Below are 26,596 nucleotides of genomic sequence, written 5' to 3'. Positions count from 1 at the left end.
CGGTGGCCACCACCGATGCCCAGGTCGAACAGGTACGCGCCCTGGTCGCCTCGATCCCCGCGGGCCGTGTGGCCACCTACGGCGACATCGCCATGGCCGCGGGACTGTCCACGCCGCGCACCGTCGGTTGGATCATGCGCACCGACGCTGCCGACCTCCCGTGGCATCGGGTGATCGGCGCGGGTGGCAAGCCCGCCGCGCACTTGGCCCACCGTCAGCTACGCCTACTCGTCGAGGAAGGCGTGCCGGTCCGGGATGGACGAGTGGATCTGCCCGCCGCGCGCTTTCGGTTCCCCGATGCCGCCGCACGCTGATCGCCCCGGTCGAAAGCCCTCCCGATCGAGCCGCGCCCAGTACCGTGGATTTCATGTCCACCCGCCTGGCATGTGTCGTGTTCGACGCGGACCGGCCACGGTCCATCGCGGACTTCTGGGCTGAGCTACTCGGCTGGACGGTAACTCTCGATCGGCCCGACCAAGTGGACGTCGCGGCGCCCGACCCCGACGGTCCCGAACTCGCCCTCAGCTTCGTGCCGTCGACGCGCGCCAAGCGCGGTAAGAACCGCCTGCACCTCGATCTGGCCAGCCGCTCACTCGACCATCAGCGCACCCGGGTGGACGAGGCCTTGGCACTCGGCGCGCATCCCGTCGACATCGGCCAGGGTGCGGTGCCCTGGGTGGTGCTCGCCGATCCGGAGGGCAACGAGTTCTGTGTGTTGGAGCCGAGGGCGGAGTACGTGGACGCCGGCGCCGTAGCGGCCATCGTCGTCGACACGCGCGACCACGTACGCCTCGCCGATTTCTGGTCGACCGCGTCGGGCTGGCCGGTGACCCGCCACGCCGCGCAGCTGACCGGATTGCGTTCGGCCACCGGACTCGGCTCCTGGCTGGAGTTCGTGCACAGCGCGCAGCCGAGTCCCGGCCGGTGCCGGCTGTCGCTGGATCTCGCCGCGTTTCCGGCCGATGACCAGGCCGCCGAGCTCGACCGGCTCCGCGCCGCGGGTGCGACCCCGATCGACTCCGACCGTGCGAACTGCCTGGCGCTCACCGACCCGGAGACCAACGAGTTCCGCCTGCGCTGGCTGGCGCACGACTGGTCGGCCACCTGATCGGTGCCGTCCGCTGCCCGCCTTCCTGGTAGCGACGACTTAGCATGTCGCCATGGTGTACCTAGGTCGTGGCGTGTGACTGCCGCCGACGCGATCGTGCTCGCGGGCGGACGGGCCAGCCGGATGGGCGGCGTGGACAAACCCGCGATCGTCATCGGTGGCCGCTCCATGCTCGAGGCGGCGCTGGCCGCGGTGGCCTGCTGCGCGGACACCGTGGTCGTCGGACCGCATCGTCCCGAGCTGCCCCCGGAGATCCAGCAAGTCAGGGAGGTACCGCCGGGGTCGGGGCCGGTATCCGCGATCGGCGCGGGGCTGCGCGCGCTCGGCTCGGCCGCGCCGTTGGTGCTGGTGCTCGCGGCAGATCTGCCGTTCGTGTCGGGGCGGACGATGAGTGAACTCATCCGACACTGCACCGAATCCGGAGCGGACGCGGTGTTCGCGGCCGACGGGGCCGGCCGCCCCCAGTATTTGATCGGGGTGTGGCGACGCTCCGCACTGGTGGCCGCGCTGGAGGGTCTGGACTCGCTGATCAATCAGCCGATGAAAGCGCTCGTTCCGGCCGATTCGGCGATCATCGCGCTGTCCGGTGTCACCGACTGCGACACCGAGGAGCAGGTACGGCAGGCCAGGGCGGCGGTCGGCACGCCGCGCCGACACCTGCCGGTCGACCTCGACGAGGCACGAAATACTGTGCGCGGCGCGCTGTCGCGACTCATCGCCTATCCGGCAGACCTGCGCTCGGTCAGCGGCGCGACGCTCGCGGGACCACTGACGGCCGCGGCGGCGCTGCCCCGCTTCGACGTGTCGGCGATGGATGGCTACGCGGTGGCGGGCAACGGCCCGTGGCGGCTGCGGCGCGATATCGGCTTCGCGGGTGGACGGCGGCCGGTCGGGCTGGTGTCCGGCGAGGCCGTGCGGGTCGCGACCGGCGCACACGTGCCGGACGGCACCACCGGCGTACTCCGCGACGAGTTCGCCCATATCACCGACGACACCCTGCACCGGCTGCCGGACACCCCGCTTCGCGACGACATCCGCCACCACGGCGAAGATCGTGAAATCGGCGATCTCGTCGCGCCGGAAGGCACCCCGGTCACCGCGGCGCTGATCTCCGCGGCCGCCAGCGTCGAGGTCACTACCGCCCTGGTGCGCGGCCCGGTGCGCGCGCGGATCGTCATGACCGGCGACGAGATCCGTGGCGAGGGGCCGTTACAGGCGGGCCAGACCCGCGACTCGCTCGGACCGATCCTGCCGGACCTGTTGTCCTGGTATGGCATTCGCACTACCGACCGCGTGCATCTGCGCGATACCCCGCACGGCTTCGACGAACTCTTGGCCGACGCGCCGGATCGCGATCTGCTGGTGGTCGTCGGCGCGACCGGCGGCGGCGCCGCCGATCAATTGCGGGCCGCGCTGACCCGCGCCGACGCCCGGATTCTGGTGCGGCGCCTGCGGCTGCGCCCGGGCGGCTCCACCGTGATCGCCGAACTCGCCTCCGGCACCACCGTTCTCGGCCTCCCCGGCAACCCGTTCGCGGCCGTCGCGGCCCTGATGACCATGGCACCCGCCATCGTGACAGGTCGGACCGGCGCGGTTCCCGCCCGTCCGCTGCGCGGTCCGCTGCGCAATGCCGCCGCTGTCGCGGGCCCGATGCCCCGCGTCGTTCCTGTCCGCGTCGCCGACGAGGGCGGCTGGATCGGCGACCCAGCCACCCGGACCGCCCACCTCGGTGGCCTGGTCGACCGCGACGGCCTGGTCGTCGTCGGAGAGCATGCCGTCGACGACGCGATCGTCGAATTCCTCCCACTGCGCCGCTGAGGCGCTGAGGCGCTACCGCATGACGCTGCCCGCTGACGAAAGTCGCTGTGGCGCTTACCGGTCGGATCGACCAGCGGTGCGCGCCGGTGCGGCAGAGACACTTCCATGCCGCGCCGGCCCGACCACGCCCGGTTTTCTAATCCCGGATATGACCATTCGGGATATCGGCGGTCGAACACTTCGTGCACAACACCCGCCGGAGGTCGCCCGACTGCACTGCGACCGGGAATCGTCAAGCCCGTCCGACGTTATCGACACACCATGACCTAAACGCCGCCCAGACGTCACGATTCCTTATCGAAACCCACCACCAATAAGCTCTCTACCAGCGGAGATGGCCGCTACAACCCATATTTTTCCGGTCCTCTTCCACAAGTGATATCCGGTCGCTATCGTGTGTTTTGTTAGGCGAATATCAATCACCCGGAAAGGACCGAGTGGAAGATGGCTGAAAAGTCTAAGAAAGCGCCTAAGAAAATGCCGAAGCAGATGCCGAGGCAACAGCAGCAACAGCGTCAGGAGCAGGGCATGCCCGACGCGAACGAAGGCCGCCGGCAGGGCAGCCAGCGCCAGTCGGACGCACCCGAACGGCGCGGCGAGCAGGACCGCCGCCTCGGCCACTAACTGATCTGCGCCACCTCCGCCGCCGGTTCCCCGTCCTCCCCGGGGCCGGCGGCGGTCGTGCGGACGGGCCGATGCCGATTGTCGAATGATGTTCTGACCGAAACGGAGTCGTCGACCGTACCGGTCGCCGGCCCACGCCGCTCGCCGCCGGACCCTCGAGGCGAAACAGGCGACTCATACCCGTGACAGCACTGAATTCGGTGATGTGGCGCCTACCTGAGAGGTAATTGCGACCCACGACCGCGCGGGCTTACGTTCGGTTCGACACCCTTCGGTGTCATCTGACCGAGGAACGGAATCCCATGCCCGCCTATGGTTTCGCCCACCTGCGCAGTCGCACGCGACACGCCGACACCCTCGAGTATCTGGAGCGTATCCAGGCCACGCTCGATCCGTTCGGCGGCCGCTTCGTCATCCACGGACCGCCGACCGATGTCCTGGAGGGCACGTGGCCGGGCAGCATGGTCTTGATCGAGTTTCCTGACCAGGCCAATGCCCGAAAATGGTATTACTCGGCCGCCTATCAGGAGATCCTGCCGCTGCGCGCCGACCACATCGAGGGCGACCTTCTGCTGATCGAGGGCGTCGGCCCGCACTACGACCCGCGCGAACGCGCTGCGAAGCTGCGCGCCGAGGCATCCGGGACCATCTGACGGGACTTTCGCCCACCGAGCGCCGTCCGATACCGTTGACCAGGCACAACAAGGCTCGACGCGATGAAGGATGTGCCTGATGCACGACAGTTCTCTGACCTGGGACGATGGTGCGCTGGTCACTATCGACCAGCGCGGACTGCCGCACGACGTGCGCGAACTGCGCCTGAGCACGGTCGACCAGGTGATCGACGCGATCAAGACACTGGCCATCCGCGGCGCGCCCGCCATCGGCATCGCGGGTGCGTTCGGCGTCGTCATCGCCGCTGCGGCGCACACCACCGAGGGAGTGCTCGACGAGCAGGCGGTACTGTCCGACGCGGACCGGATCACGCGGACCCGCCCGACCGCGGTCAACCTGGCCTGGGCAGTCGAGCGCGTCCGGGCGAAAGTAGCGCAGGGTGCCGATGCGGTCCTCGCCGAAACGCTCGCCATGCTCGCCGAGGACGGCAGGGTGAACCGGGCCGCCGCGACCAATGCCGCGGACCTCGTGCTGGAACTCTGCCCCCGCCGTCCGCTGCGCGTGCTGACCCATTGCAACACCGGAAGGCTCGCGACCAGCGCGTTCGGTACCGCCATCGGCGCGCTGCGAGTGCTGTCCGAGCGCGGTGCGATCGAGTACGTCCTGGTCGACGAGACCCGCCCGCTGCTGCAAGGCGCCCGGCTGACCACCTGGGAACTGGCCGAGGCCGGCATCCCACATCGGCTGACCATCGATTCCGCCGCCGCGTGGGCCATGGCGACCGGACAGGTCGACTGCGTCCTGGTCGGCGCCGACCGCGTGACAGCCAACGGCGACGTCGCCAACAAAATCGGTACCTACTCCCTGGCGCTCGCGGCGCGCCATCACAACATCCCGTTTCTCGTGGTCGCCCCGGAGTCGACCCGCGATCCGAGCATGGCCACCGGCCGCGAAATCGTCGTCGAGGAGCGCGCGGCGACCGAGGTGACCGGATTCGCCGGTGTGGCAACGGCTCCCGTGGACACCGAGGTCTTCAATCCCGCCTTCGACGTGACACCGGGAGATCTGGTGACGGCGGTGATCACCGAGCGCGGCGTGGTGCATCGCTCGGATCCCTCGCCCGGCACGGCGATCGCCGACCTCGCACGCGAGCTCTACCAGCGCGGCTGGATGCCCGGCACGGCGGGTAACATCTCGGTGCGCACCGGCGAGACCGCCGTAGTCACCGGAAGCGGTCTGTCCAAAGGCGAACTCACCGAGCACGACATGGTCACCGTCCGCGTCGAGGACTCGGCGCCGGTGTCCGACCGTGGCCGTCGCCCCTCGGCGGAGACCACGATTCACACCGCCGTCTACCGGACCGGCCCGGCGCAGGCCGTGGTGCACATCCATCCGCCGTACGCCACGGCACTGGCTACTCGTTCGGCCGTTCCCGGCACGGTCGGCGCCGTGCGCATCACCGACTACGAGCTCATCAAGGGGCTCGGTGGCGACGATCCGGCTGCCATCGACATCCCGGTGTTCCCGAATTGGCCCGACGTACCGCGGATCGGCGCGGATATCGAGCGCTATCTCCTCGACCATCCCGACGCCGCCCCGATCCTGTTCATCGCGGGCCACGGGATCACCGCGTGGGGGGATAATCTCTCCCAGGCGCGCGATCGCGCCGAATGTCTGGAAGCGCTGTGCGAGCTGGTGTCGCGCACCGGCAGCCCGGCGGCGTTCGGCGCCCGTGCGGATGTTCTCGAGATTGGACTGACATGACCCTGCTCCAGGTGATGGCCGCCGACAATGCGGCCGACGTGCGTGTGCGCACTACCGATGACGAGCTGATCGGCACCGAATTGGCCAGGCACGGCATCACCTTCGGTCGCTGGCCGGTGGTGGCGGACGCCGCGTCCCGCTCCTCCGATGATCTGCTCGCGCACTACGCCGCCGAGGTCGCCGAGCTGAACGAGTCCGGGCGCTACCAGCACATCGACATCGCCCGCATCCATCCCGACGATGCCGACCCGCAGTGGCAGCACGTCGCCAAGGGCGCGCGCGAGAAGTTCCTCGACGAACATCGGCACGCCGAGGACGAGGTGCGTTTCTTCGCCGCCGGCCGCGGCTGCTTCTACCTGCACCTCGACGGCGAGGTGCTTGCTGTGGTGTGCGAGGGCGGCGACCTGCTCTCGGTGCCCGCCGGAACGCTGCACTGGTTCGACATGGGCGCGCGCCCGGACTTCATCGCCATCCGCTTCTTCGAGGAGGCGGACGGCTGGGTCGGCGATTTCACCGGCGACCGGATCAGCGCGGGCTTCCCCACCCTCGACGAGCTGCTGACCGCGCCGTGATCGGCGCCGTCGTCATCGACATCGAGGGCACCACCAGTCCGACCAGTTCGGTCCGCGAGGACCTGTACGGCTATACCCGGGAACGGCTTCCGGCCTGGCTGTCCGAGCACAGCTGCGCGGCGGCGGCGCCGATCCTCGCCGCGACCAGGGAGCTGGCGGGGCGGCCGAACGCCGGCTCGGCCGAGATCGCCGAGATCTTGCGCACCTGGCTCGATTCGGATGTGAAGGCCGAGCCGCTCAAGGCCGCGCAGGGCTTGATCTGCGCGGAGGGCTTTCGCGGCGGCGCGCTGCACGGCGAATTCTTCGCAGATGTGCCACCCGCGCTCACCGCATGGCATGCCGCGGGCGCGGCGCTGTATGTCTACTCCTCGGGATCGGTTCGCAATCAACAGGATTGGTTCGCCTTCGCGCGCGGCGGCAGCCTGTCCGCGCTGATCAGCGGATATTTCGATCTGACAACGGCGGGCGGCAAACGCGAACCGTCCTCGTACGCGAAGATCGCGAGCGCGATCGGCCTCCCGGCCGAACGCATCCTGTTCTTGTCGGATCACCCGGATGAGCTCGACGCAGCCGTCGCGGCGGGCTGGCGGGTCGTCGGCCTCGCCCGCGCCGGGGAGCCCAATCCGCCACGGCCGCCCCATCGTTGGGTCGATACGTTCGCGGACGTGGATCCCGCCGAGTGACCGCGGCGGCGGTGCACGAGAAGACCCACCCGGCAGCGGAATGCGCGGCCGGGCGGGTCCTGTTCTGAGTCAGGCGTTGTCGTAGGCGTCCTGTAGAGCCGCGATGTCGAGCTTGGACATGCCGCGCAACGCGGTGCCGACCGCGATGGTCTTGGCGGAGTCGTCACCGCTCATCAATTTCGACAGCACGGTGGGCACCACCTGCCAGGACAGACCGTGACGGTCGGTCAGCCAACCGCAGGGACCTGGCTTCCCGCCATCCGCGGTGAGGGCATCCCACAACCGGTCGACCTCGTCCTGGGTGTCCACAACGATCTGCAGCGAGGCCGCCTCGGTGAGCGGGTGGTCCGGGCCGCCGTTCATGAGCGTGATCGCCTGACCGTCCAGGTCGATAGAGACGATGAACGCGGACCCGTCGCAGTTGCGCGCGATATCGACGATCCGCGAGTTCGACACCACCGAGGTGTAGCGGGCGGCGGCCTCCTCGGCGCCGCCGTCGAACCAGAAGAAAGTGTTGACGGACATGATGTGCTCCTCTGTCGGTGTGTGTCCTGTAGTCACCCGTTGGTCGGAGCTGTCGGCGCGCCCTCGTCACACTTCGCGAAATTCACTCCAGATATGTCCGAACCTCGACAATCGCCGGTGCAACACGGGCTCTGTGCCTCTCCCCCTGCGCGGCCCCTGGCGGTCGATGGTGCGCGAACGTCAACTACGCACAGGACGGCGCGGGTTCGTCCACGAACAGCGGCATGCCGGTGGGTGGGGCGTAGACCACGTCGAGGATCAGCGGTTCGTGGCCGAGATTGTGGCCGATGTGCACGTTCCACTCGCCGGCGGGCTCGAAGATGAAATCGCCCGCGCGGTAAACCGGCGCGTCGCACTCGGGCCCGGGATGGGTGAGGGTACCAGCGCGGACGAATCCGAAAACCGGGCCGTCGTGGTGATGCCAGCCGGTGGAGCCGCCGGGGCCGATAGTGATCTCGCGGACGACGAGGTCGGTACCGGCGACGAAAGGGAGCAGTCCCGCGGGAATCTGCGCCTGGCCGAGGGTGACCGCGGTGATGTCGCTCCCCGGCGTCGCGTGTGCGTTCGCCGCCAGCACCGGCGAGCCGACGAGCACGGCCACCGCGACGGCGGAACGGGTGAAAATCGCCATCCGCGCAGCCTAGTGCCTCGTCCGAACACGTTGTGGCGCTGACGCCCCGGCTGCTCAGTGAGCGCAGCGCTATGGCTGCTGTTCTGCCCCCGAGGACCCACCTTTCGACTGCGCTCGAGGAAGAGCTCGTGACCGGGTGCCGAAAACTAGTGCAGGTGGATGCGGTAGCAGCGGCGGTGCAGGTGTCCGCAGGACGGCCCGGGCGGTTCCACCGCCCGCGTAGTGCCTCGTCAAGCAACCTTGGGTAGGTGATCGGGTCGCCTCGTGAGAGTTGACGGCGAACTCGCGTTCGGGTTGGGCGGCGCGCTGATTGGCCCAGCGGAGGTAGGCGCCCGTTCGTTGAACTCGTGGCTCATCTGCGGCACGTGAGCTTCGCTGACCTGCGCGCGATCGCGGGGATCGGTTGCCGCTGAGCACCGGCCATCGTCACGATCGCTCGTCGCGTCCTGATGGGTTGTTTGCTCGTCTCGGTGATCTCGGCAACCGGCGCCCCTCCTCCGAAGTCAGCGCTCACGCACGCACTTTCGTATCTGTCGACGGGCACCCGCTCTCCACCGGCGGCATCGCCGGCAACGAGTCCAGGATCAACCCGACACCCGACACCCGACACCCGACACCCGACTACCGACACCCGGCTACCGGCTACCGGCTACCGGCTACCGGCTACCGGCTACCGGCTACCGACATAGACGAGGCGCCGGCGACCGCGGCAGTGCGCCGCCGTTATCCGAGCGAGAATCGGTCCGGAATAGCGTATTCGCTATGTTTGCGTGGTTTGCCTGGAGCTATCCGGTGGTAACGATCACAGACGAACGCGGATGATCCGTTATTCCCGCACACGGTGCTGGTCAAGTTGCTGAATGCGCCCAGCCTGTACAGCATCGGTGGTATGCCGTCCACTCCGCTGAATCCAGCAGGCGAATTTCCGGACACCGGAATCCCTGGCCGTCTCGCCGCCGATATGACCATGACGGAACAACACGAGTGGCACCGCGCCTATCTGCGTCGCCATCCGGTGTCGCGGCGCAACATCCTGCGGGGCGCCGCCGCGGCCGCCGCCGTCGCCACGGTCGGTGTTTCACCGTTCGGCAGGCGCGCCTACGCCGAGGAAGCCCAGCTCGCGGTAGGCGGACGACATGTCGGATTCGGGCAGGACGCCGCGAGCCAGCTGCGCTTCGCCGGCCAACTGTCCCGGCGACCGGCGGGCGCCACGGTGTATCTCGATCATGGCCCCACCCCGACACTGGGAGCGACCGTCGAGGCCGAGGTGCGCAATTTGCTCACTCAGGTGCCCACGGCCGATGGCGGAGTCCTCGCAGCCGAACAGTTCTACGTCCACGCCCCGGTAGACGGGCTACCCGGCCGAGTGCCGCATTTCTACCGCTGGCGGACCTCCGACGGATTCGTCGGCGACATCCGCTCCGCCGCACCGGCGATGCCGACCGGACGGGCCGCAATCCTGCCGTTCCGCTTCACCATGATGGGCGACCAGGGGACCGACGCGACTCCTGGGCTGCCGGACGGTGTCGCCGCGGGCGACTACGACGACAAGTACTACAAAGCCGACAACGATCCGACCGTTTCACACGCGGACAACGTGCTGCGCCAGATCGCGGCCGCCCGGCCGGATTTCCACATCCTGGCGGGCGACATCGCCTACGCCGACCCCTCCGGCGCGGGCAAACCCGGTCAATTCGTCGGCCACGAAGCACAACCGGTGAGCGGGTTCGACAAGTACAACCCCTTTGTGTGGGATGTCTACTTCGGCGCTATCGAGGTCAGCGCCGCGCAGACGCCGTGGATGTTCGCCACCGGCAACCACGACATGGAAGCGACGTACGGAAACCACGGCTACGGCGGACATCTCGCGCGACTCGACTCGCCGGGCAACGGTCCGGCGGGCTGCCCCTCGGCGTATTCGTTCACCTACGGCAATGTCGCGGTGCTCTCACTCGATGCCAACGACGTCACCTACGAGATTCGAGCCAACACCGGTTATTCCGGTGGCGCGCAGACGAGTTGGGTGGAGCGCACGCTCGCGGCCTACCGCGCCGATCGCGACATCGATTTCATCGTCTGCTTCTTCCACCACTGTGCCTACTCGACCACCGAGGCGCACGCCAGCGACGGCGGGGTGCGCGACGCCTGGGTCGGACTGTTCGACCGGTACCAGGTGGATCTGGTGCTGCAGGGCCACAACCACGTCTACGAGCGCACCGATCCGATCCGCGGCGGGAGTGCGACGAAGGTCGCGGGCGACCACTCGATCGTCTACCCCGAGACCGAGGGGACCGTCTACTACACCGTCGGCGGCGGCGGACGCCCGCGCTACGACTTCCAGCCCGGTTCGCTGGAGTCCTTCCGTGGCAATGAATTGCCCGACACCACGGTGCCCAACAGCTATGTCTGGACACCCGGCGGCGGCAAACAGGATGAGGCCGCACCATGGTCGCGGGTCCGGTTCCGGAACTACTCGTTCCTCCGCGTCGACGTGCGCCCCGGCGTCTTCGCCAGCGAGATGGACGTGGTCGCGGTCGACGAGTACGGCCGCGAGTTCGACCAGGTGACCTTCCGCCGCCAGGTCCGGCCCTGACGCGCTATTTCTTCGCCTTTTTCGGTGGGAGGGTCCGGGCGTAGGCGATGCCGCGCCCGACCCATTCCCGCAGTACTTCGTCGTCGTCGGCCGCCGCCGGGTCGACCCGGAGCCAGCCGACCATCTCACGTCCGCCCATGATCATGGGCTCGACCGCGTCGCCGAGCAATCGCTCCCCCTCCTCCGGGTCGACCCGAACCAGCAGGCCGCCTCGGCCACTGGCCGCCACCGCCATGTTTCCGCCGATCAGGAACGCCAGGCCACCGAACATTCGCTGCTCGGTGAGCTCCGGCCCCGGCAGGATCAGCTCACGGATTCGCTCGGCCAGTTCCTCGTCGTATGCCATGGCGCGATTGTCCGCCGCGGGTACGACAGGTTCGCGGCTATACGCCGAGCGCCGCGGCGAACAGCGGCCAGGACTGGTGCACATCGTCCTGCCAATACGACCAGGCGTGCGTGCCCGCCGATCGGAAATTGGCGGTGACCGGGATACCGAGGGACTCCAGTCGGCCCACCAGCGGACGCGCGCATCCGTTGACCACCGTCTCCATGAGACCGCCGACCAGTATCCGATCCAGCAGCCGGATCGGATTGCCGTCGATGCCCGTGTCATCGAGCGTCTCATGCTCGCCCGCGACGCCGGAACCCGACGAGATATACAGCGCCACGCCGCGCAGCCGCTCCGCCTGCACCATCGGATCGTGCTCGGCCCAGGCCGGATCCTCCGGCCCACCCCACATGTTGTTCGCGTTCGCGCCGAACACCGCGAGCTGCGAGCTGACGTACGCCTGCGATACCGGGTCGCTGATGCGCGGGCATCCGCTGTAAGCGCCGACCGCTCGGTACATGCCCGGCGAACCGATCGCCAGGTTCAACGCGGACGTCGCCGACATGGACGTGCCGGCAACAGCGTTGCGTCCGTTCATCCCGAACCTGGATTCCAGCAACGGCGGCAGTTCCTTGGTCAGGAAGGTGGTCCACCGATTGCGGCCGAGGACCGGATCGTCGTGCAGCCAGTCGGTGTAGTAGCTGGCGCGCCCGCCCATCGGCACGATCACGTTGACCGGCTTGTCGGCGAAGAACTCCGCGACGTCGGTGCGCCGCATCCACGGTCCACCGTCCTCGCCACCGTCCACCGCGTTCAGTAGGTACAGCGCGGGGGCGCCGGCCCCGGGATGCGACATCCACAGGGTGATGGGACGGTCCATCGCGGCCGAATGCACGACGACTTCGAACTGCCGCCCGCCCAGCGGCCGAACGTCGAGAATCTGTGAGCCAGGGTCGGCGGCGGCCTTCGCGGCCGGAACGAGTGCGGCGCAGACCGCGAGGAGGGAAACCAGGCATCGCATGGGCCGGTACATGGATCGAGTTTCTATCACGCCAGCCGAACCCATACAGCATCCTTTGAGCACGTTATCCAATCGGAGCAAAAGCGCAGTTCGGCAGTGATATATTTAATGAGCTCGGGAATATTACCGCTGGATAGCTATTTGTCAGCGATTAATCGGCGGTGCGGCCGACGCCGCGCGAATGCTTACCGCCGCCGCGCCGACCGCTGGCTGTCCGGGTGATACGCATTCAGGTTGAACGACTCCCGCATGACCGTGCGAATCCGGCGCACGCGATCTGTCGAGTACACCGCACAGCAGCACAAACCCACTGCCGCGTGGGCATGGACGCAACGCGCGGTGGAACCCGTCGTCGGTGCCCTCGATCCGGGTGTAGGACAATCGGTTACGCAGGCTGCGGAACGCGCCCGGCGCGACGCCCGATTCCCACAAAGAGTGCCGAATACTCAGCGGGCCCGCACCCGGACCATCTCGCGCGCGGCGGTCCGGTATCGGCCGGCGATCAGCCGGACCACTGCCGGATGAACCCCGATGGGTTCGGCGACGCCGTCTGCGCCCGCCTCGGACAAACGCTGGTGGAACAGACCGTGCGCCAACAGATACGAGGCGATGAGTACCCGCCGCGCGCCGGCGGCACGTAGATCGGCGACCACCTCCGGAATCCGCGGCGCGCCGGTCGCGACATAACCGATGTGGACCGCGGCGCCGAGACATTCGGCCAGCAGCGCGGCCGCACGCCGGATATCCGCGCGGGCGCGGGCGTCCGAGGAGCCCGCCGCGGCAAAAACCACCGCATCACCCGGCCCCCAGCCCGCGGCGCGCAGGCGCACGGCCATGATCCGCGCCAGCGCGTGATCGGGACCCATGGCGGTGGTGACCACCACCGCCGGATGGGCACTGTCGGCCACCTCGCGCGGCACATCCTGGTAGACGTGATACCCCGAGGCCAAGAACGCCGGAACCAGCACGGCGGACGCGGATTCCCTGGACGGAGTCACCAGACCGCGCAGCACTTCGGCGGGCGAAGGACCCAGCACGTCGATGAAGGCTGTACGTACTCTCGGCGTGGCGTCAGGCCCCGAAATCCCGGTATCGAGTTCCGTCGACACGGCCTCGGCGAGCGCCGCGATCATCTGCACGCCCTTGCTGCTGCGGGTCCCGTGCGCCACCAGCACCAGGACCGGCGCGGTCACCAGCTTCCCGCAGGCTGGACATACCGCGGGCCCCGGGTCGGACGGTCGACACCGGGCACCTGCCGGCCTCCGGCCGGCTGATGCGGTGGGTTGTCGTCGGCGTATTCCGCTGGGTCCAGCGCGAGCCGATAGCCGCGTTTGACCACGGTCTGAATCGCTTTCGGTGTCCCGAGTCCGGCACGGAGGCGAGCGATGGCGGACTCTACCGCGTGTGTGTCGTCACCGCCGCCGGGCAGCGCGGCAAGCAGATCCTCGCGGGAGACGACCCGACCGGGCTGCCCGGCCAGCGCACGCATCAACGCCATCGGCGCCGGCGCCAGCTGGCGCACCTGGCCGTCGACCACCACACCGGCGCCGCGCACACTGAGGTGGTGCCCCGCGGCGTGGATCCGGTTGGCGCGCCGTGGCAGTTCCTCGGCGACGTGCCGGGCCAGCGCGCCGAGCCGCGCCCGGCCCGGCATCGAGGTGGGCACCCCGAGCTCTTCCAGCGGCGCCGCCGTGATCGGGCCGACGCACGCCGCGAGCACCCGACCGCGCAGTGCGTACACCAGTCGTTCGAGGAGGCCGGTTCCCTTGGCACGCATCAACATCGACGCGACCGCGGGCGCGCTGGTGAAGGTGACGCAGTCCAGACCGGAGGTGACGACGGCCTCGATCAGCTGATCCATCGGGCCCTGGTCGTCCGGGGGAACCCATCGGTACACCGGAACCGGAACGACATCCGCACCGGCGCACCGCAATACCTCGCAGAAGTCGGGTACCGGTTCCCACTCGGTGGTGGCGCCGTGTAACTGCACCGCGATCCGCACACCCGACACACCTTCGGCGAGCAGATGGTCGAGCACTTCGGCGGAAGACTCGGAGCCGGGCGACCATTCCTCGCGCAGTTCCGCGGCGCGGATGGCGCCCTTGGCCTTCGGACCGCGCGCGAGCATCCGAGTCGCGCCGAGGGTGCCACGCAGATCGTCGGCCAGTCCCCACCCTTCCGCCGCCTCCATCCACCCGCGGAAGCCGATGCCGGTGGTAGCCACGGTGATCTGGGGTGGCTCGGCGACCAACTGCCGGGTGACCCGCTCCAGCTCGGTGTCGTCGGCGAGCGGAATGATCCGGATGGCCGGTGCGAACACGAGGTCCGCGCCTCGTCTGCGCAGCAGCGTGGCGAACTCCTCGGCCCGCCTGGATGCGGTGATGCCGATGGTGAACCCGGCCAGGCAGGCATCCGCCTCGAGGGTGGTCATGCCGTCATTCCTCCGAGCCGAGCCCGGGGACCACCGGCTCGTTGGAGACCGAGACGATGCCCTCGCCCACACGCACCGCGTACACCGGCAGCATCGCCGATTCGTCGTCCAGGCAGCGGCCGTCGAGCAGCGAGAAGGCCTGCTTCAGCAGGGGGGACGCCACGACGGGCACGCCGCCGCGATCGCCGACGATCCCGCGTGACATGACCGCGGCCCGGCCGATCGGGTCGATATTGCCGACGGCATAGAGCATGCCGTCGGCTAGCCGGAACAGAGCGGCCTGTCGGCCGCCTTTCAACAACACCGCGACGCCGCGGCCGGGAATCAGGTAGTCGAGCCGGCATGCCTGCGTCCACCCCGTGGCGGTAGCTGCGGTGATGCCGGGAGTATCGATCACAGTCATCGGTGTCATCCTCCAAACGCCTTGATCATTCGTACCGGCGTCCTGTTTCTGTGCGGTTAAGCGATCATTTCCCCTGCGTGGCAACCGGTACTTCCGGCAGTCCGAGCAGCACAGGCACCTTCCGCTCGCCGGTTTCGTCGAAGGAAATCGTCGGATCGGCTTCCTCAGGGGCATTGACGAACGAGACAAAGCGCGACAGCTTCGCTTCGTCGTCCAGCACCGCGGCCCACTCGTCGCGGTAGCCGGCGACATGCTGGGCCATCGCCGCCTCCAGATCGTCGGCCAGACCGAGGCTGTCCTCGCAGATCACCTGTCGAAGCTGAGCCAGGCCGCCCTCCAGCGCCGCTTGCCACGACGCGGTGCGCTGCAACCGATCGGCGGTGCGGATGTAGAACATCAGATAGCGGTCGATGTATTTGATCAGCGTCTCATCATCGAGATCGCCCGCGAGCAGCACGGCATGCCGGGGGGTGAGGCCACCGTTGCCACCGACATACAGATTCCAGCCGTTTTCGGTGGCGATCACACCGACGTCCTTGCCGCGCGCTTCGGCGCATTCGCGGGCGCAACCGGACACGGCCAGCTTCAACTTGTGCGGCGAGCGCAGACCTCGGTAGCGCTTCTCCAGCAGCACGGCCATGCCGACCGAATCCTGCTGGCCGTAACGGCACCAGGCAGAACCGACGCAACTCTTCACGGTGCGCAGCGACTTGCCGTACGCGTGACCGGATTCCATGCCCGCGTCGACCAGCCGCCGCCAGATTACCGGAAGCTGTTCGACGCGGGCGCCGAACAGGTCGATGCGCTGGCCCCCGGTGACCTTCACATACAGGCCGAATTCTTTGGCCACCTCGCCGATGGTGATCAACTGCTCGGCGGTGACTTCACCGCCCGGCATCCGGGGCACCACCGAGTAGGTGCCGTTCTTCTGCAGGTTGGCCAGGAAGTGGTCGTTGGTGTCCTGCAAGCCGGCCTGCTCACCGTCGAGGATGTGCTCGCTCGAGGTGGAGGCGAGGATGGAGGCGACGGTCGGCTTGCAGATATCGCAACCGGCGCCCTTGCCGTACTTGGTGATCAGGCCGGAGAAGGTACGGATGCCGGTCACCTGGACGATCTGGAACAGCTCGGCGCGGGACTGCTCGAAGTGTTCGCACAGCGCCTTGGACAGCGGCACACCGGACTGCTCGAGCAGCTTCTTGAGCATGGGAACGCAACCGCCGCACGAGGTTCCGGCGGTGGTACACGTCTTGATGCCGGGGATGTCGCACGCGCCGTCGGCGATCGCACCGCAGATCGCGCCCTTCGTCACGTTGTTGCAGGAGCAGATCTGCGCGTCATCGGGCAGCGCGTCCGCGCCGAGTTCCGCGCCCGCCGGCGAGATCAGCGCGGCGGGTTCCGCGGGCAGCGGACGGCCGACCAGTGGGCGCAGCGCCGAGTAGGCGGTGGCGTCGCCGACCAGGATGCCGCCGAGCAGGATCTTCGCGTCATCGGAGACGACGAGCTTCGCGTAGGTGCCCTTGGCCGCGTCGTGCAGCACGACCGACAGCGCGCCGTCGGTGCTGCCGTGCGCGTCACCGAAGCTGGCCACGTCCACGCCGAGCAGTTTGAGCTTGGTCGACATGTCCGCGCCGGGGAATTCGCCTGCGCCGCCGAGTAGTCGGTCCGCGACGATCTCGGCGGTGCTGTAACCGGGCGCGACCAGCCCGTAGCACACGCCCTGCACGGCGGCGCATTCCCCGATGGCCCAGATGTTCGGGTCGCTGGTCTGCATCCCGAGGTCGGTGACGATGCCACCGCGCGGCCCGACCTCGAGGTCCGCGTCGCGGGCGATCTGGTCGCGCGGGCGGACGCCGGCGGAGAACACCACCAGCCCGGCCTCGATGACCGATCCGTCCGACAGCGTGACCCGCACACCTTGGTCGCCCGTTTCGATCGACGCGGTACCGACACCGGTGTGCACCTGCAGGCCGAGATCGGTGACCAGCCGCTCCAGGATCGCGCCGCCGCCCGCATCCACCTGGGCAGGCATCAACCTGGCGTTGAACTCGACCACGTGCGGGGTGAGCCCGAGCAGCCGCAGCGCGTTGGCCGCCTCCAGACCGAGCAGGCCTCCGCCGACCACCACGCCCGACGCGCCGGGGCCCGCGGCTTCCGCGGCCGCGCGGATGCCGTCCAAGTCGTCGATGGTCCGGTAGACGAAGCACGCCGGGTGATCGTGCCCGGGCACCGGCGGCACGAACGGGTAGGAGCCGGTGGCCAGCACCAGCGCGTCATAGGCAACGGTGTGCCCCGCCGAAGTGATCACCGTGCGTGCCGTACGGTCGATCGACTCGGCGCGCTCACCGAGCCGCAGCTCGACCAGGCCGTCACCGACGTACTCGTTGCCCGGCAGCGCGAGCGAGCTCGCGTCCCAAGCGCCGACGTAGGACGAGAGGCCGACCCGGTCATAAGCGGGTAGTCGCTCCTCGCCGAGGATGACGACCCGCCAGCGGCCGTCGCTGTCGCGCGAGCGCAGCGCCTCGACGAACCGGTGCCCGACCATGCCGTGGCCGACCACCACCGCGGTCTTGCGATCGACTGTGGGGTGCATCTGGTAGTTCTCCTGGACTGGATCGAATGTCAAGCGCGGACCGACGCGGCGGACTCGGACCGGGCGCCGCCCGGCCCGCAACAGGCGGCTTCGGCAGCGAACACCACTGTCTCGGCCGCCGCGACGACCTCGGGGTCGGCGGACCCGCCGCGCACGGCGGGACGGCGCAGGAATACCGCCCAGACCGCCACGGCACAAACGACGTAGAACGCCGTGAACACCCAGAACGCTGTGGTGGCCGAGGCTGTCGAGGAGTACGAGGAGCGCAGCACGAGGTTGATCGCGACACCCCCGAGCGCGCCGACGGCGCCGACGAAGCCGATCACCGCGCCGGAGGTGTGTTGCGACCACTCGGCCCGCGCCGCGGCAGTGGCGTTCAGGCTGTGGGACTTCGCTTCGAAGACCGACGGAATGATCTTGGTGACCGATCCGTTGCCGATGCCCGACAGCACGAACAACGCGATGAAGCCGACGACGAGGGCGGTCAGCACGATTCCGCTCGCCACGCCGCCGTGCTGGTCGGCCATCGTGGCGGCCACCGCGACCAGCACCGCGGCCGCCGTCATGGCGCCGAACACGAACAGAGTGACCCGGCTACCGCCGATCCGATCGGCCCATTTGCCGCCGTAGGGCCTGGCCAGCGAACCGAGCAACGGACCGAGGAAGGCGATCTGCGCGGCGTGCAGAGTGGCCTGCGCGACAGTGTCACCACCGGCCTTGAAACTGATCTGCAGCACCTGGCCGAAGGCGAAGCTGTAGCCGATGAACGAGCCGAAGGTGCCGATATAGAGAAACGCGATCGCCCAGGACTGCGGTACCTTCAGCGCGGTGACCAGCGCGGACAGATCGGCATGCTGGTTGGGCAGGTTGTCCATGTACAGCGCGGCGCCGAGCCCGGCGAGCGCGATGAAAACCAAGTAGACCGCACAGACCAGCGAGGCGTAACCGTTGCCGAGCAGCGCGATGACCAACAGACCGATCAGCTGGATCACCGGAACACCGATATTGCCGCCGCCCGCGTTCAGGCCGAGCGCCCAACCCTTGAGCCGCTGCGGGTAGAAGGCGTTGATATTGGTCATCGAGGAGGCGAAATTGCCGCCACCGACGCCCGCGAACGCCGCGACCACGAGAAACGTGGCGTACGAGGTATTTGGCTGGTTGATGAAGTACAGCGTGAGCAGTGTCGGGACCAGCAGCAGCAGCGCGCTGAACACCGTCCAGTTGCGTCCGCCGAACCGCGCGGTCGCGACGGTGTAGGGAATCCGAAGCAACGCGCCCACCAGCGTCGGCATCGCGACCAGGAAGAACTTGCCTGCCGCGTCGATACCGAACTTGTCGGTGGGCATGAACAGCACCATCACCGACCAGATCGACCAGATCGAGAATCCCATGTGTTCGGCGACGACCGACCAGATCAGGTTGCGCTTGGCGATGTCCTTGCCGCCCGTTTCCCAGGCCGCGACATCCTCGGCATCCCACTGCTCGATCGGCGGCCGCCGGATCTTCGTTCGTCCAGGCGCTCCCGGGCGGTGACGCGTCAGCATGCTCATCAGGGCCTCCCACAATCAGGTTGGCCCAACGATAGGTAACGGGTATTGCCGAAATGCTGCGCGAAATGACCGTTGAATCAAAGGTTGCTCACGACTGCGCACCGTCGCGGGTGAGGCCGGCCGCGGCGCCCGCGCCCGCCCGGCAACCACTCACCAGGTGTCTTCGAGCATGCGCGGCTTGCACGCCTGCCAGGCGCCCGCCAGCAGAACGAGCACCGCCACGCCGAGCATCGTGAACGGGGCGAGCCATCCGTCGGTCGCCGTGCGCAGCATGCCGAACAGCAGCGGACCGACGCAGGCCACCGCATACCCGACGCCCTGGGTGAACCCGGATAGCGCGGCCGACCCGCCTGGCGTGCGAGTGCGCAGATTGATCAGCGTCAGCGCCATCGGGAAGGTGCTCGGGCCGAGGCCGAGCAGCACAACCCACAGGATCGGCGCGCCCATCGGGGCAATCAGCAGCCCCGCGAACGCGGCGTAGAAGAACACCGCGCAGACCACCACGAGCGGGAACGGGTTGCGGAACCGGGACACCACCGTTGGCGCGGTGAGCGCCGCGACCAGACCGACTACGGAGAACAGTCCGACCATGGCGCCGCCGAACCCTGCGCTCGCGCCCGCCTCGCGCAGAATTTTCGGCAGCCAGGTGAACATCGCGTAAGTGGTCAACGAGGTCATGCCGAACATACCGGCCATTCCCCAGGCGATCGGCGAACGCCAGACCCGTCCGGCGCGCGGGGTCTGCGCCGGCACGGCCGTCGCGTCCACACGGTCACGACCGCGCCTGCCCAGCAGAACCCCGATCCACGGCAGCGCCGCTGCGAAGCCGACCAGCGCCCACATCCCGAGCGAAACCCGCCAGCCATACGCGTCGGCGACCGGGATCGCGGCGAACGCGGGCACGATGCTGCCGATCTGCACCATCACGATGTAGAGCGAACTCACCACCGCGAGGCGGTCCGGGAAGTACCGCTTGACCAACGGCGGAACCACCACGTTGCCGATGCCCATCCCGGCGAGCGCGAGCGCGGAGAAGGTGAGCAATTCCACGGTGCCCGACAGCAGCACTCGAATCAGCATGCCCGCGCCGGCCAGCAGCATGGCGGTCAGCGCGGTCCGCTCCAATCCGAGTCGGCGCGCCAGAATCGGGGTGAGCAGTCCGGACAGGGCGAACATCGCGGTCGGGATCATCCCGAAGACCCCGACAACGACGGCGCCGTAACCGATCTCGGCGCCGATCTGCTCGGCAAGAGGGCTGAACGCGGTGACGGCGACACGCAGAGTGAGCGCGGACATCACAATGGCGGCGAGGACCAGCAGGCGACCCTCCGTCAATGCGCGTCGACGGCGCTCGACCAGGACAGATTCCTGACCAGCGGAAGTTTCGGGGAGGGTCGCAGTCACCGCGAAATCATAGGATGACCGGATGATGGAGGGCAACGGTTTGTGATGGGCGGTACTCTGTCGGTGTGCAACACGTCCGGCGTACCAGCCTCATCGCTCAGGTCACCGAACAGCTGCGTGCCGAAATTCGTTCCGGTCGTTGGCCGATCGGCTCCCGCATCCCCACCGAACCGGAGCTCACCGAGCTCACCGGTACCGGCAGAAATACCGTACGCGAAGCCGTCCAAGCCCTCGTGCACGCCGGCATGCTGGAGCGGCGGCAAGGCTCGGGAACCTACGTGATCGCGGCCTCCGACCTCGGCGGCACCTTGGCGAAATACTTCGCCGACGCCGAGGAACGCGATGTGCTGGAACTGCGGTTGGCCCTCGATACCACCGCGGCCGCACTGGCGGCGCGCCGCCGCGACGACACCGACATCGCGAACCTGCTCCGCCTGCTCGGCGAACGCGACAAGCGATGGGAAGACGACCCGGCCGCCGCGGTCACCGCGGACGTCGAGTTGCACCGCGCGATCGTCGTCGCGAGTCACAACGCGGTGTACCTCGAGTTCTACGACTCACTGCTACCGATTATCGAGCAGGTCATCCGCGCACGGACTTCGAAGTCCGACGACTCCTACACCCAGGAGCACGCGGAATTGGTGCATGCGGTGATCGATGGCGACTCCGAGCTGGCCGCCTCGGCTACCCAGTGCTTTCTCAAATCGTTGATCGCGGAATACCCCGACGCGCGGTAGCTGCGCACCATCCTGGGCAGGAACGCCTAAGTGAGCGTCTGGGAACTGGGTCAGCAGTAGTCCGAGGATCGCCCACTGCGCCGGATGAAATCAATTGCGTTGTTTCGAAACAGGCGCGGCGGGCATCGACGCGGACCACCGCAGACGTCGGCGCCCCGGTGTACCTGCTCGGCGGAGCACAACTTCAGCCCGCTAGCCCGATGGCGTACGGTGACCAACGGCCGTCTCCGTCGAGCACGGCGGGTTCGGATGTGCCAAGGTAGCGGAGTGAAAGTCGTCGGTCTGATTGGCGGCATGAGCTGGGAATCCACCGCCCAGTATTACCGCTTGCTCAACGAACTGATCCGGGAACGTTTGGGTGCGTTGCACTCGGCGAAATGCATCCTGTACTCGGTCGATTTTGCCGAGATCGAACAGCTGCAGGTTACCGGGGCCTGGAGGGAGGCAGGTGACGTATTGGCCGACGCCGCGCGAGCGTTGACGGCAGCTGGTGCGGAGCTCCTGCTGATCTGCACCAACACCATGCACAAGGTCGCGGATCAGGTAGCCGCCGCAACACCGGTGCCGCTACTGCATCTCGCGGACACCACAGCGAACGCCGTCCTGGCGGCTGGCCTGTCGAGAGTGGGGTTGCTCGGCACGGCGTTCACGATGGAGCAGGACTTCTACCGTGGCCGACTCGCCGGTCACGGACTAGAGGTTCTGGTCCCCGACGACGCCGGTCGTCAGCTGGTGCATCGCGTCATCTACGACGAACTGTGTCAGGGCATCATCCGCACCGAGTCCCGCATCGCCTACCAGCAGGTGATCAAGGATCTCGTCGCACGGGGAGCCGAGGGGATCGTCCTCGGCTGCACCGAGATAGAACTACTCGTAGGCCCGGCCGACAGTCCGGTTCCGCTTTTCCCGACTACCAAATTGCACGTCGAAGCGGCAGTTGACGCTGCCGTCAGAGGCTGAACCCAGAGTAGCCCCCCTCATGGATGTCTACCCAATGGCCCCACCAGCCTTCCAACGATGTCCATGGCCTTACTGCCGATGACTCAAACCGCTGAACTCGAACTCGGAATGCCTTGCAGCACAATCATATCGACTGCCACGGGACAATAGCCCCCCACTGCGACAACACCGGCGTCGTCATGGGTCGCAACTCCCGTCGACGGCGGATTCCTCATCTCCTAGCCATGCCATACCTAGCGCTGAGCTCATCGGGGAGGTTCATAGCGTGGCCGCCGCATTGCTTGGTGGATGTGGTCGGCGACAGCGAGTGGAGCGACCGAACCGCGGAGGGGGCCGAGAGTGTTACGACTCCCCGTTCCTGGACTCAGAAGAGACCCGGGTAGACGTAATGGGACGCACCGCCACCCGGTTGGGCGGAGCCGGTAATGGCAGGGAAGTTGAACGGCAGCGCGATCAACTTGTGCGGGTTGCCGTCACGGTCGGCCTGCCAGCAGCCGAGAGTGACGCCGTGGAAGGCGGTGCACACGATGCGGGTGCTCGTGCCGTACGGCGAGGTGAGCCGGTTCCTGGTGTCGAGCGGGTTCCAATATGCCGGGTCGGTCGGGGTGAGGAAGTTCTTGGTCTCGTAGGGAGCGGTGGGGCTCGGCTGCGTCGGCACCGGCGGCCATTCGTCGGCCGCCGCGATGCCCGCCCCACCGATCAGCGCTGTGCACGCGATGCTGGTGGTCACAGCCAGCCGGATGATGCCGCGGGTGATCGTGTTCGTCTGCATACTGTCTGTCGCTCCAGCGCCCTGAAGGGTTACGGCACCAGAGATTCCGTGCGTCGACCAGGCCGGAGGTGAAAGCGCCACCCGTATGGACATCCCGAGTACACCGATGCGCAGAGCGAGTCGACGACCCGGCAACACCCGGAGTTGGTCCGGCCGAGAAGCCTTCTATAGCAGCCGATTACGCAACAATCGGCCTCGGCATCCAGCATCCGCACCCCCGAACTACGTCGAGTACACAATGCGACCCAGGACGGGTGTGGCCACGCCACAGACCGGGCACGTGGTACGGCCCGGCGGCGAGGGTCAGTACGGCAGATGGACGCCGTCGCGTACTTCGGTGACGGTCCGGGTGATCATCTGCTGCAAGGTGGCGGTGATCCGCTCGGCAGTGGTGGGTTTGACAGTCACCGTCTGGGTGCCGAAGGTGACGTAACGGCCGTCGTTTTCCACGTCGTTGACCTGGAAATCCTTGCGACCGTGCGTATGCCGGTTGTCCACGCTGCCCATCGCGTACACCCCGACATGCGAGATCGAGGCCATCGCACGGGAGAAGAACTGTTCGAATTCTTCCCTCGGCGTCGGTCGCCAGCATCGCGCACCGGTGGCCATGGCCGCCCCAACTCCTCGACCGAAGCCTGCAGCGGTTTACCCCGCCCCGCGGCGCACACGGGGAGCACGTCGACCACCGAGCGCGCCACCTCGCCCGGCGGCAGCAGCGTCAACACCACATCGCCGCCGTGTTCGTCATCCCGCCCCGGCTCCTGCACTGCCACCACTCCGTGCAGGTCGTGCACCCCGGCATGCGCACGCAGCCTGCGGTCGCGGCGCACACCGACGAACCCGGCGAGTTCCACCCGAGCCTCCGGCGCGAGCAGCACTTCGACCGCACGCAGTAGCTCATCACCGATGTGCGGCCGCAGCGAACGCGCCGCCGCTTGCCGCAATCGCAGACTCTCCGAACGGAACTCCGTCGTGTACTGGTGCCGCAACGGATAAGGCAGCACGTCACGGCCGGTGGACTCCCACAGCGTCCGGAATTCGAGCGCGGTGAACCGCCAACTCTGTTCAGCGGGCATAGGCGATGTCCTTATCATGCGGGGCCATTCGCTGATGACCAATGGCACTGTCTGGGCGGATCATCCAGCCCGCCACGACATCGCGCTTTCCGAACTCATCCACGCTTTCCGAACTCATCCACATCGAGAACCTCCCTCGGCCGGAATCGGCCTTGGAAGGCGATATCGGCTGTCGCGGTCGAGCTGGCGCCGACCCGCGAGTGTCGCTCACCGCGCGCATGTGGCGCACGAGTCGACTTCCCACAGTGCCAACTCGGACTGCCGAGAGGGGCTGCCGTTCCATGGATGGCTTTGGAATTTCTTGTCGCTGAGGAAGGCCCGGTAAGGCGGATGGTTGGCGCCCCAATTGGTGACCGACAACTCGGCCGCGCGCAGCCCGAGTTCGGTGCTTTTCAGCGCATGAGCGACATCGGTAGCAGCCGGGCGAAGATCATCAGGACCAGTGGAGTCGGGCACTGTGAGGTCGACGTATACGACGACCTTCCCGGGTTGGTCGTACGCGTCGACTATGTCGACTGCGAAAAAGCATGTACCAGCGGGAAATTGCAGTTTCAGCATCACCGCCGTGAACTGCTTCTCATCCGGATTCTGATAGTCCGCAGCTTCCATGACGACACATTTGGCGGGTGCTGCCGCGGGGGTCGCTGAACTCGTTTCTCTCGCCGGGCTCGTGCCACCTTCCGAACCACATCCCAAGGGCACGACTGCGGCACAGGCAATCACGGCAATCGAACAGGCCCTCCGCAGGCTACTGCTGGGGAATGCAGCAAATGACATTCGGGGCACCAGACTGACATGACTTACACGGCGCACTGAACTTGCCCTTCTTTCTTAATTCACATATACGCATCGAACAACACGAATCACCTGGCAGGAAGAATTAGGACATGCTGACCGAATTCATTCCGCCAATTTCCATTCTTTTTTATCGTCGAAGCCATCGGCTACCGATTCGGGCCAGTGATCCTTGCCATCCGTTCCGGTCGGGAACCCGGCCGGACGGTTGACGATGTTCTTGAGTTCGTTCGAAGATATAAAAACTTTCGACTGCAGCTCGAAGAAGCTGGTGACGGTCCCGGCGACAAGTTCGACCGCGGTAACGATGGCGTCGTTGAACTTATCTATTCCCCAGGGCGCTCCGGCGATGGATGCGATCTCCCCCAAAGCGAGCGCCAACTGGGCGAGCAGGGTCGCCAACTTGTCGATGATCTGCTTGTAGAAGCTCCGACCCTCAGCCGCCAGCGCCAGAAGTTCCGTATGAACTTTTTGGCACATCTCCGTGATATTGGTCATGGCGGTCGACTGATAGGTTCGCGATTCCTTGAACTTCGTGTAAGCGGTTCCTTCCCAATGCCCTTCCATACTCAGCGCAGGCCTGCTTTGAATGCCGTTGACCCGGGATACAGCACTTCCAACCACTTGCCACTTGGCCGCGTAGTCGATGAACAAGAATGGAGCTGCGATCCCTTCGGCCACCTCTTCGAGTTTCTTGATCAGCTTTTTCAGATTTGCCTGCGCCTCGTCTCGGACGTCGGTGTAGGCCCAATAAGCCTGCGGCCAAACCCATTTCAGGTTGTCGAACTGGTCGTTCAGCTCGGCTGGTTGTTTCTTGACTTCATCGAACTTGGTTCTGAAGTCTTCGACGATTCCGTCCAGCTCCTCTTTCGTGGGTTCGCCCATTATATTGTGAAATCCATTTCTCCGGCGAGCTTGTCGGTGCCATGGGCCTGTTCGTCCTGCTGTTGCTCGTAGGCGCTTGCCACGACGTGCAGGGCGTTACCGACCTGATCAGCCGCGTCAGTCCCTTCTCTGAGACGCTCTTGTATGTAGGCGGCCGCCACGGAATACGAGCTCCACGCACCAGCGAAGAGCCCGAACTGAATCGCGGAGTATTTCAATTCGTCGATCGAGAAGTCCGCATTTCGCAAGCCTGCCGCAACCTCGGTGGTCCACGCTTTGGACGCGCGCTCGAGAAGGTCGAGTTCTACTTTCAGTTCAGCCATCAGAGTTCATTCCGAATCAATTGTTGTTCATGCCGAACCAGCCGATCCACCAATTCTTGGTCGGACTCTCGGTCGAGAGATGTATCCCGGACCAGCTCGGGCTTCTTCGCACGGATCCGATCGCAGCACTCCACGATGTCTTGCGCAATGACGGTCCCGTCCACTGTCGCGGCCCAGCTTCTGTCGATGGCGATCGAAAGCAGGGCCGACCACGTCGCAGTAACCGTGAGACCGGGCTCGTCGTACTGGTTGTATCCAGGGCCGTGCACGGTGAACGCGGTCTCGATGTACAGGCTGTTCCATGCCGCACGGAATTCGTCATAGGTGCGCTTCTGCAGGAGCAACGGTACGACTTCACGTATCGACGGTCGAGTCGAGCGCGGCCGTG

28 protein-coding genes and 1 pseudogene are annotated in these 26,596 nt (G+C 67.0%); 11 read left to right on the top strand and 18 right to left on the bottom strand.

The genetic code is table 11. The annotated features are described in order from the left end of the window. The first annotated feature begins 2 nt into the window (after positions 1-2). The 8 genes from AB0B25_RS03980 (at position 3) to mtnC (ending at position 7,184) form a co-directional block, all read left to right on the top strand. Entirely contained in the window at positions 3-314 is a 312-nt protein-coding gene (locus AB0B25_RS03980; RefSeq protein WP_357174328.1) for an MGMT family protein, read from the top strand. 53 nt (positions 315-367) lie between these two features. Then, on the top strand, positions 368-1,108 hold the full coding sequence (locus AB0B25_RS03975; RefSeq protein WP_357174325.1) for a VOC family protein: 741 nt from the start codon (positions 368-370) through the stop codon (positions 1,106-1,108). A 75-nt stretch (positions 1,109-1,183) separates the two neighbouring features. Beyond that, positions 1,184-2,926: an NTP transferase domain-containing protein gene (locus tag AB0B25_RS03970; protein ID WP_357174322.1), complete on the top strand. Its 1,743-nt coding sequence runs from the start codon at positions 1,184-1,186 to the stop codon at positions 2,924-2,926. Between the two features lie 444 nt (positions 2,927-3,370). Continuing rightward, a complete protein-coding gene (locus tag AB0B25_RS03965) occupies positions 3,371-3,550 on the top strand; it encodes a hypothetical protein (protein ID WP_357066023.1) in 180 nt (59 codons plus the stop codon). Positions 3,551-3,852: 302 nt separating this feature from the next. After that, positions 3,853-4,203, top strand: a complete 351-nt coding sequence (locus AB0B25_RS03960) for a DUF1330 domain-containing protein (RefSeq protein ID WP_357174319.1) — start codon at positions 3,853-3,855, stop codon at positions 4,201-4,203. A gap of 79 nt (positions 4,204-4,282) precedes the next feature. Next, positions 4,283-5,929 (top strand): S-methyl-5-thioribose-1-phosphate isomerase, encoded by a 1,647-nt coding sequence (gene mtnA / locus AB0B25_RS03955; protein ID WP_357174317.1) that lies wholly within the window; start codon positions 4,283-4,285, stop codon positions 5,927-5,929. Continuing rightward, positions 5,926-6,501 (top strand): cupin, encoded by a 576-nt coding sequence (locus AB0B25_RS03950; protein ID WP_357174314.1) that lies wholly within the window; start codon positions 5,926-5,928, stop codon positions 6,499-6,501. The genes mtnA and AB0B25_RS03950 overlap by 4 nt, the downstream gene beginning before the upstream one ends. Further along, positions 6,498-7,184, top strand: coding sequence for an acireductone synthase (gene mtnC / locus AB0B25_RS03945; RefSeq protein WP_357174312.1), 687 nt, complete (start codon positions 6,498-6,500; stop codon positions 7,182-7,184). The genes AB0B25_RS03950 and mtnC overlap by 4 nt, the downstream gene beginning before the upstream one ends. 69 nt (positions 7,185-7,253) lie before the next feature. Here mtnC and AB0B25_RS03940 read toward each other — a convergent pair whose 3' ends face one another. Next, positions 7,254-7,709 (bottom strand): VOC family protein, encoded by a 456-nt coding sequence (locus AB0B25_RS03940; RefSeq protein ID WP_357174309.1) that lies wholly within the window; start codon positions 7,707-7,709, stop codon positions 7,254-7,256. A 184-nt stretch (positions 7,710-7,893) separates the two neighbouring features. Then, the gene (locus AB0B25_RS03935; protein WP_357174307.1) at positions 7,894-8,340 is read right to left on the bottom strand and encodes a cupin domain-containing protein; all 447 of its coding nucleotides are present in this window, start codon (positions 8,338-8,340) and stop codon (positions 7,894-7,896) included. An 889-nt stretch (positions 8,341-9,229) separates the two neighbouring features. Here AB0B25_RS03935 and AB0B25_RS03930 point away from each other — a divergent pair. Next, complete coding sequence (locus AB0B25_RS03930; protein ID WP_357174957.1) at positions 9,230-10,933, top strand: metallophosphoesterase; 1,704 nt, start codon at positions 9,230-9,232, stop codon at positions 10,931-10,933. A gap of 4 nt (positions 10,934-10,937) precedes the next feature. Here the strand turns inward: AB0B25_RS03930 and AB0B25_RS03925 are convergent, their stop codons facing one another. The 8 genes from AB0B25_RS03925 to AB0B25_RS03890 all read right to left on the bottom strand — a co-directional run bounded on the left by AB0B25_RS03925 (position 10,938) and on the right by AB0B25_RS03890 (position 20,660). Beyond that, positions 10,938-11,279 (bottom strand): TfoX/Sxy family protein, encoded by a 342-nt coding sequence (locus tag AB0B25_RS03925; RefSeq protein ID WP_357174304.1) that lies wholly within the window; start codon positions 11,277-11,279, stop codon positions 10,938-10,940. A 37-nt stretch (positions 11,280-11,316) separates the two neighbouring features. Continuing rightward, positions 11,317-12,294, bottom strand: a complete 978-nt coding sequence (locus tag AB0B25_RS03920; protein ID WP_357174302.1) for an alpha/beta hydrolase family protein — start codon at positions 12,292-12,294, stop codon at positions 11,317-11,319. A gap of 434 nt (positions 12,295-12,728) precedes the next feature. Beyond that, entirely contained in the window at positions 12,729-13,475 is a 747-nt protein-coding gene (locus AB0B25_RS03915; protein ID WP_357174299.1) for a CbiX/SirB N-terminal domain-containing protein, read from the bottom strand. Further along, complete coding sequence (locus tag AB0B25_RS03910; RefSeq protein ID WP_357174297.1) at positions 13,472-14,713, bottom strand: uroporphyrinogen-III synthase; 1,242 nt, start codon at positions 14,711-14,713, stop codon at positions 13,472-13,474. Before AB0B25_RS03910 ends, AB0B25_RS03915 begins: the two co-directional genes overlap by 4 nt. 4 nt (positions 14,714-14,717) lie before the next feature. Next, entirely contained in the window at positions 14,718-15,116 is a 399-nt protein-coding gene (gene nirD, locus AB0B25_RS03905; RefSeq protein WP_357174294.1) for a nitrite reductase small subunit NirD, read from the bottom strand. A gap of 64 nt (positions 15,117-15,180) precedes the next feature. After that, positions 15,181-17,706 carry a nitrite reductase large subunit NirB gene (gene nirB, locus AB0B25_RS03900; RefSeq protein WP_357174954.1) on the bottom strand — a complete coding sequence of 842 codons (2,526 nt, stop codon included), beginning with the start codon at positions 17,704-17,706 and terminating at the stop codon, positions 15,181-15,183. Positions 17,707-17,735: 29 nt separating this feature from the next. Beyond that, entirely contained in the window at positions 17,736-19,250 is a 1,515-nt protein-coding gene (locus tag AB0B25_RS03895) for a nitrate/nitrite transporter (protein ID WP_357174951.1), read from the bottom strand. Positions 19,251-19,406: 156 nt separating this feature from the next. After that, entirely contained in the window at positions 19,407-20,660 is a 1,254-nt protein-coding gene (locus AB0B25_RS03890; RefSeq protein WP_357174291.1) for an MFS transporter, read from the bottom strand. Positions 20,661-20,725: 65 nt separating this feature from the next. Between AB0B25_RS03890 and AB0B25_RS03885 the strand changes: the two genes are divergently transcribed. Both AB0B25_RS03885 and AB0B25_RS03880 read left to right on the top strand, forming a co-directional pair. Then, positions 20,726-21,397 carry an FCD domain-containing protein gene (locus AB0B25_RS03885; protein WP_357174288.1) on the top strand — a complete coding sequence of 224 codons (672 nt, stop codon included), beginning with the start codon at positions 20,726-20,728 and terminating at the stop codon, positions 21,395-21,397. 249 nt (positions 21,398-21,646) lie between these two features. Continuing rightward, positions 21,647-22,357 carry an aspartate/glutamate racemase family protein gene (locus AB0B25_RS03880; RefSeq protein ID WP_357174285.1) on the top strand — a complete coding sequence of 237 codons (711 nt, stop codon included), beginning with the start codon at positions 21,647-21,649 and terminating at the stop codon, positions 22,355-22,357. Between the two features lie 364 nt (positions 22,358-22,721). On the opposite strand, the gene AB0B25_RS03875 is transcribed toward AB0B25_RS03880, so the two are convergent. The 8 genes and pseudogenes from AB0B25_RS03875 to AB0B25_RS03840 form a co-directional block, all read right to left on the bottom strand. Continuing rightward, positions 22,722-23,129, bottom strand: a complete 408-nt coding sequence (locus tag AB0B25_RS03875; protein WP_357174282.1) for a hypothetical protein — start codon at positions 23,127-23,129, stop codon at positions 22,722-22,724. Between the two features lie 303 nt (positions 23,130-23,432). Then, positions 23,433-23,738, bottom strand: coding sequence for a hypothetical protein (locus tag AB0B25_RS03870; protein ID WP_357175029.1), 306 nt, complete (start codon positions 23,736-23,738; stop codon positions 23,433-23,435). Between the two features lie 53 nt (positions 23,739-23,791). Then, positions 23,792-24,205 (bottom strand): annotated as a pseudogene (locus tag AB0B25_RS03865) (ESX secretion-associated protein EspG); the annotation flags it as partial. Next, positions 24,195-24,323 carry a hypothetical protein gene (locus AB0B25_RS03860; protein WP_357174279.1) on the bottom strand — a complete coding sequence of 43 codons (129 nt, stop codon included), beginning with the start codon at positions 24,321-24,323 and terminating at the stop codon, positions 24,195-24,197. The pseudogene AB0B25_RS03865 and the gene AB0B25_RS03860, both read right to left, overlap by 11 nt. Before the next feature lie 89 nt (positions 24,324-24,412). Beyond that, the gene (locus tag AB0B25_RS03855) at positions 24,413-24,814 is read right to left on the bottom strand and encodes a hypothetical protein (protein WP_357174276.1); all 402 of its coding nucleotides are present in this window, start codon (positions 24,812-24,814) and stop codon (positions 24,413-24,415) included. A 291-nt stretch (positions 24,815-25,105) separates the two neighbouring features. Beyond that, a complete protein-coding gene (locus tag AB0B25_RS03850) occupies positions 25,106-25,885 on the bottom strand; it encodes a hypothetical protein (RefSeq protein ID WP_357174274.1) in 780 nt (259 codons plus the stop codon). Further along, the gene (locus tag AB0B25_RS03845; RefSeq protein WP_357174273.1) at positions 25,885-26,208 is read right to left on the bottom strand and encodes a hypothetical protein; all 324 of its coding nucleotides are present in this window, start codon (positions 26,206-26,208) and stop codon (positions 25,885-25,887) included. The genes AB0B25_RS03850 and AB0B25_RS03845 overlap by 1 nt, the downstream gene beginning before the upstream one ends. Beyond that, positions 26,208-26,552, bottom strand: coding sequence for a hypothetical protein (locus AB0B25_RS03840; protein ID WP_357174271.1), 345 nt, complete (start codon positions 26,550-26,552; stop codon positions 26,208-26,210). The genes AB0B25_RS03845 and AB0B25_RS03840 overlap by 1 nt, the downstream gene beginning before the upstream one ends. Positions 26,553-26,596: the final 44 nt, after the last annotated feature.

The organism is Nocardia sp. NPDC049190, assembly GCF_040648115.1.
In the GTDB taxonomy this organism is placed as follows: Bacteria; Actinomycetota; Actinomycetes; order Mycobacteriales; family Mycobacteriaceae; genus Nocardia.
Note: the sequence above shows the minus strand (reverse complement) of the source record. Positions and strands in the feature narration are given on the sequence as shown.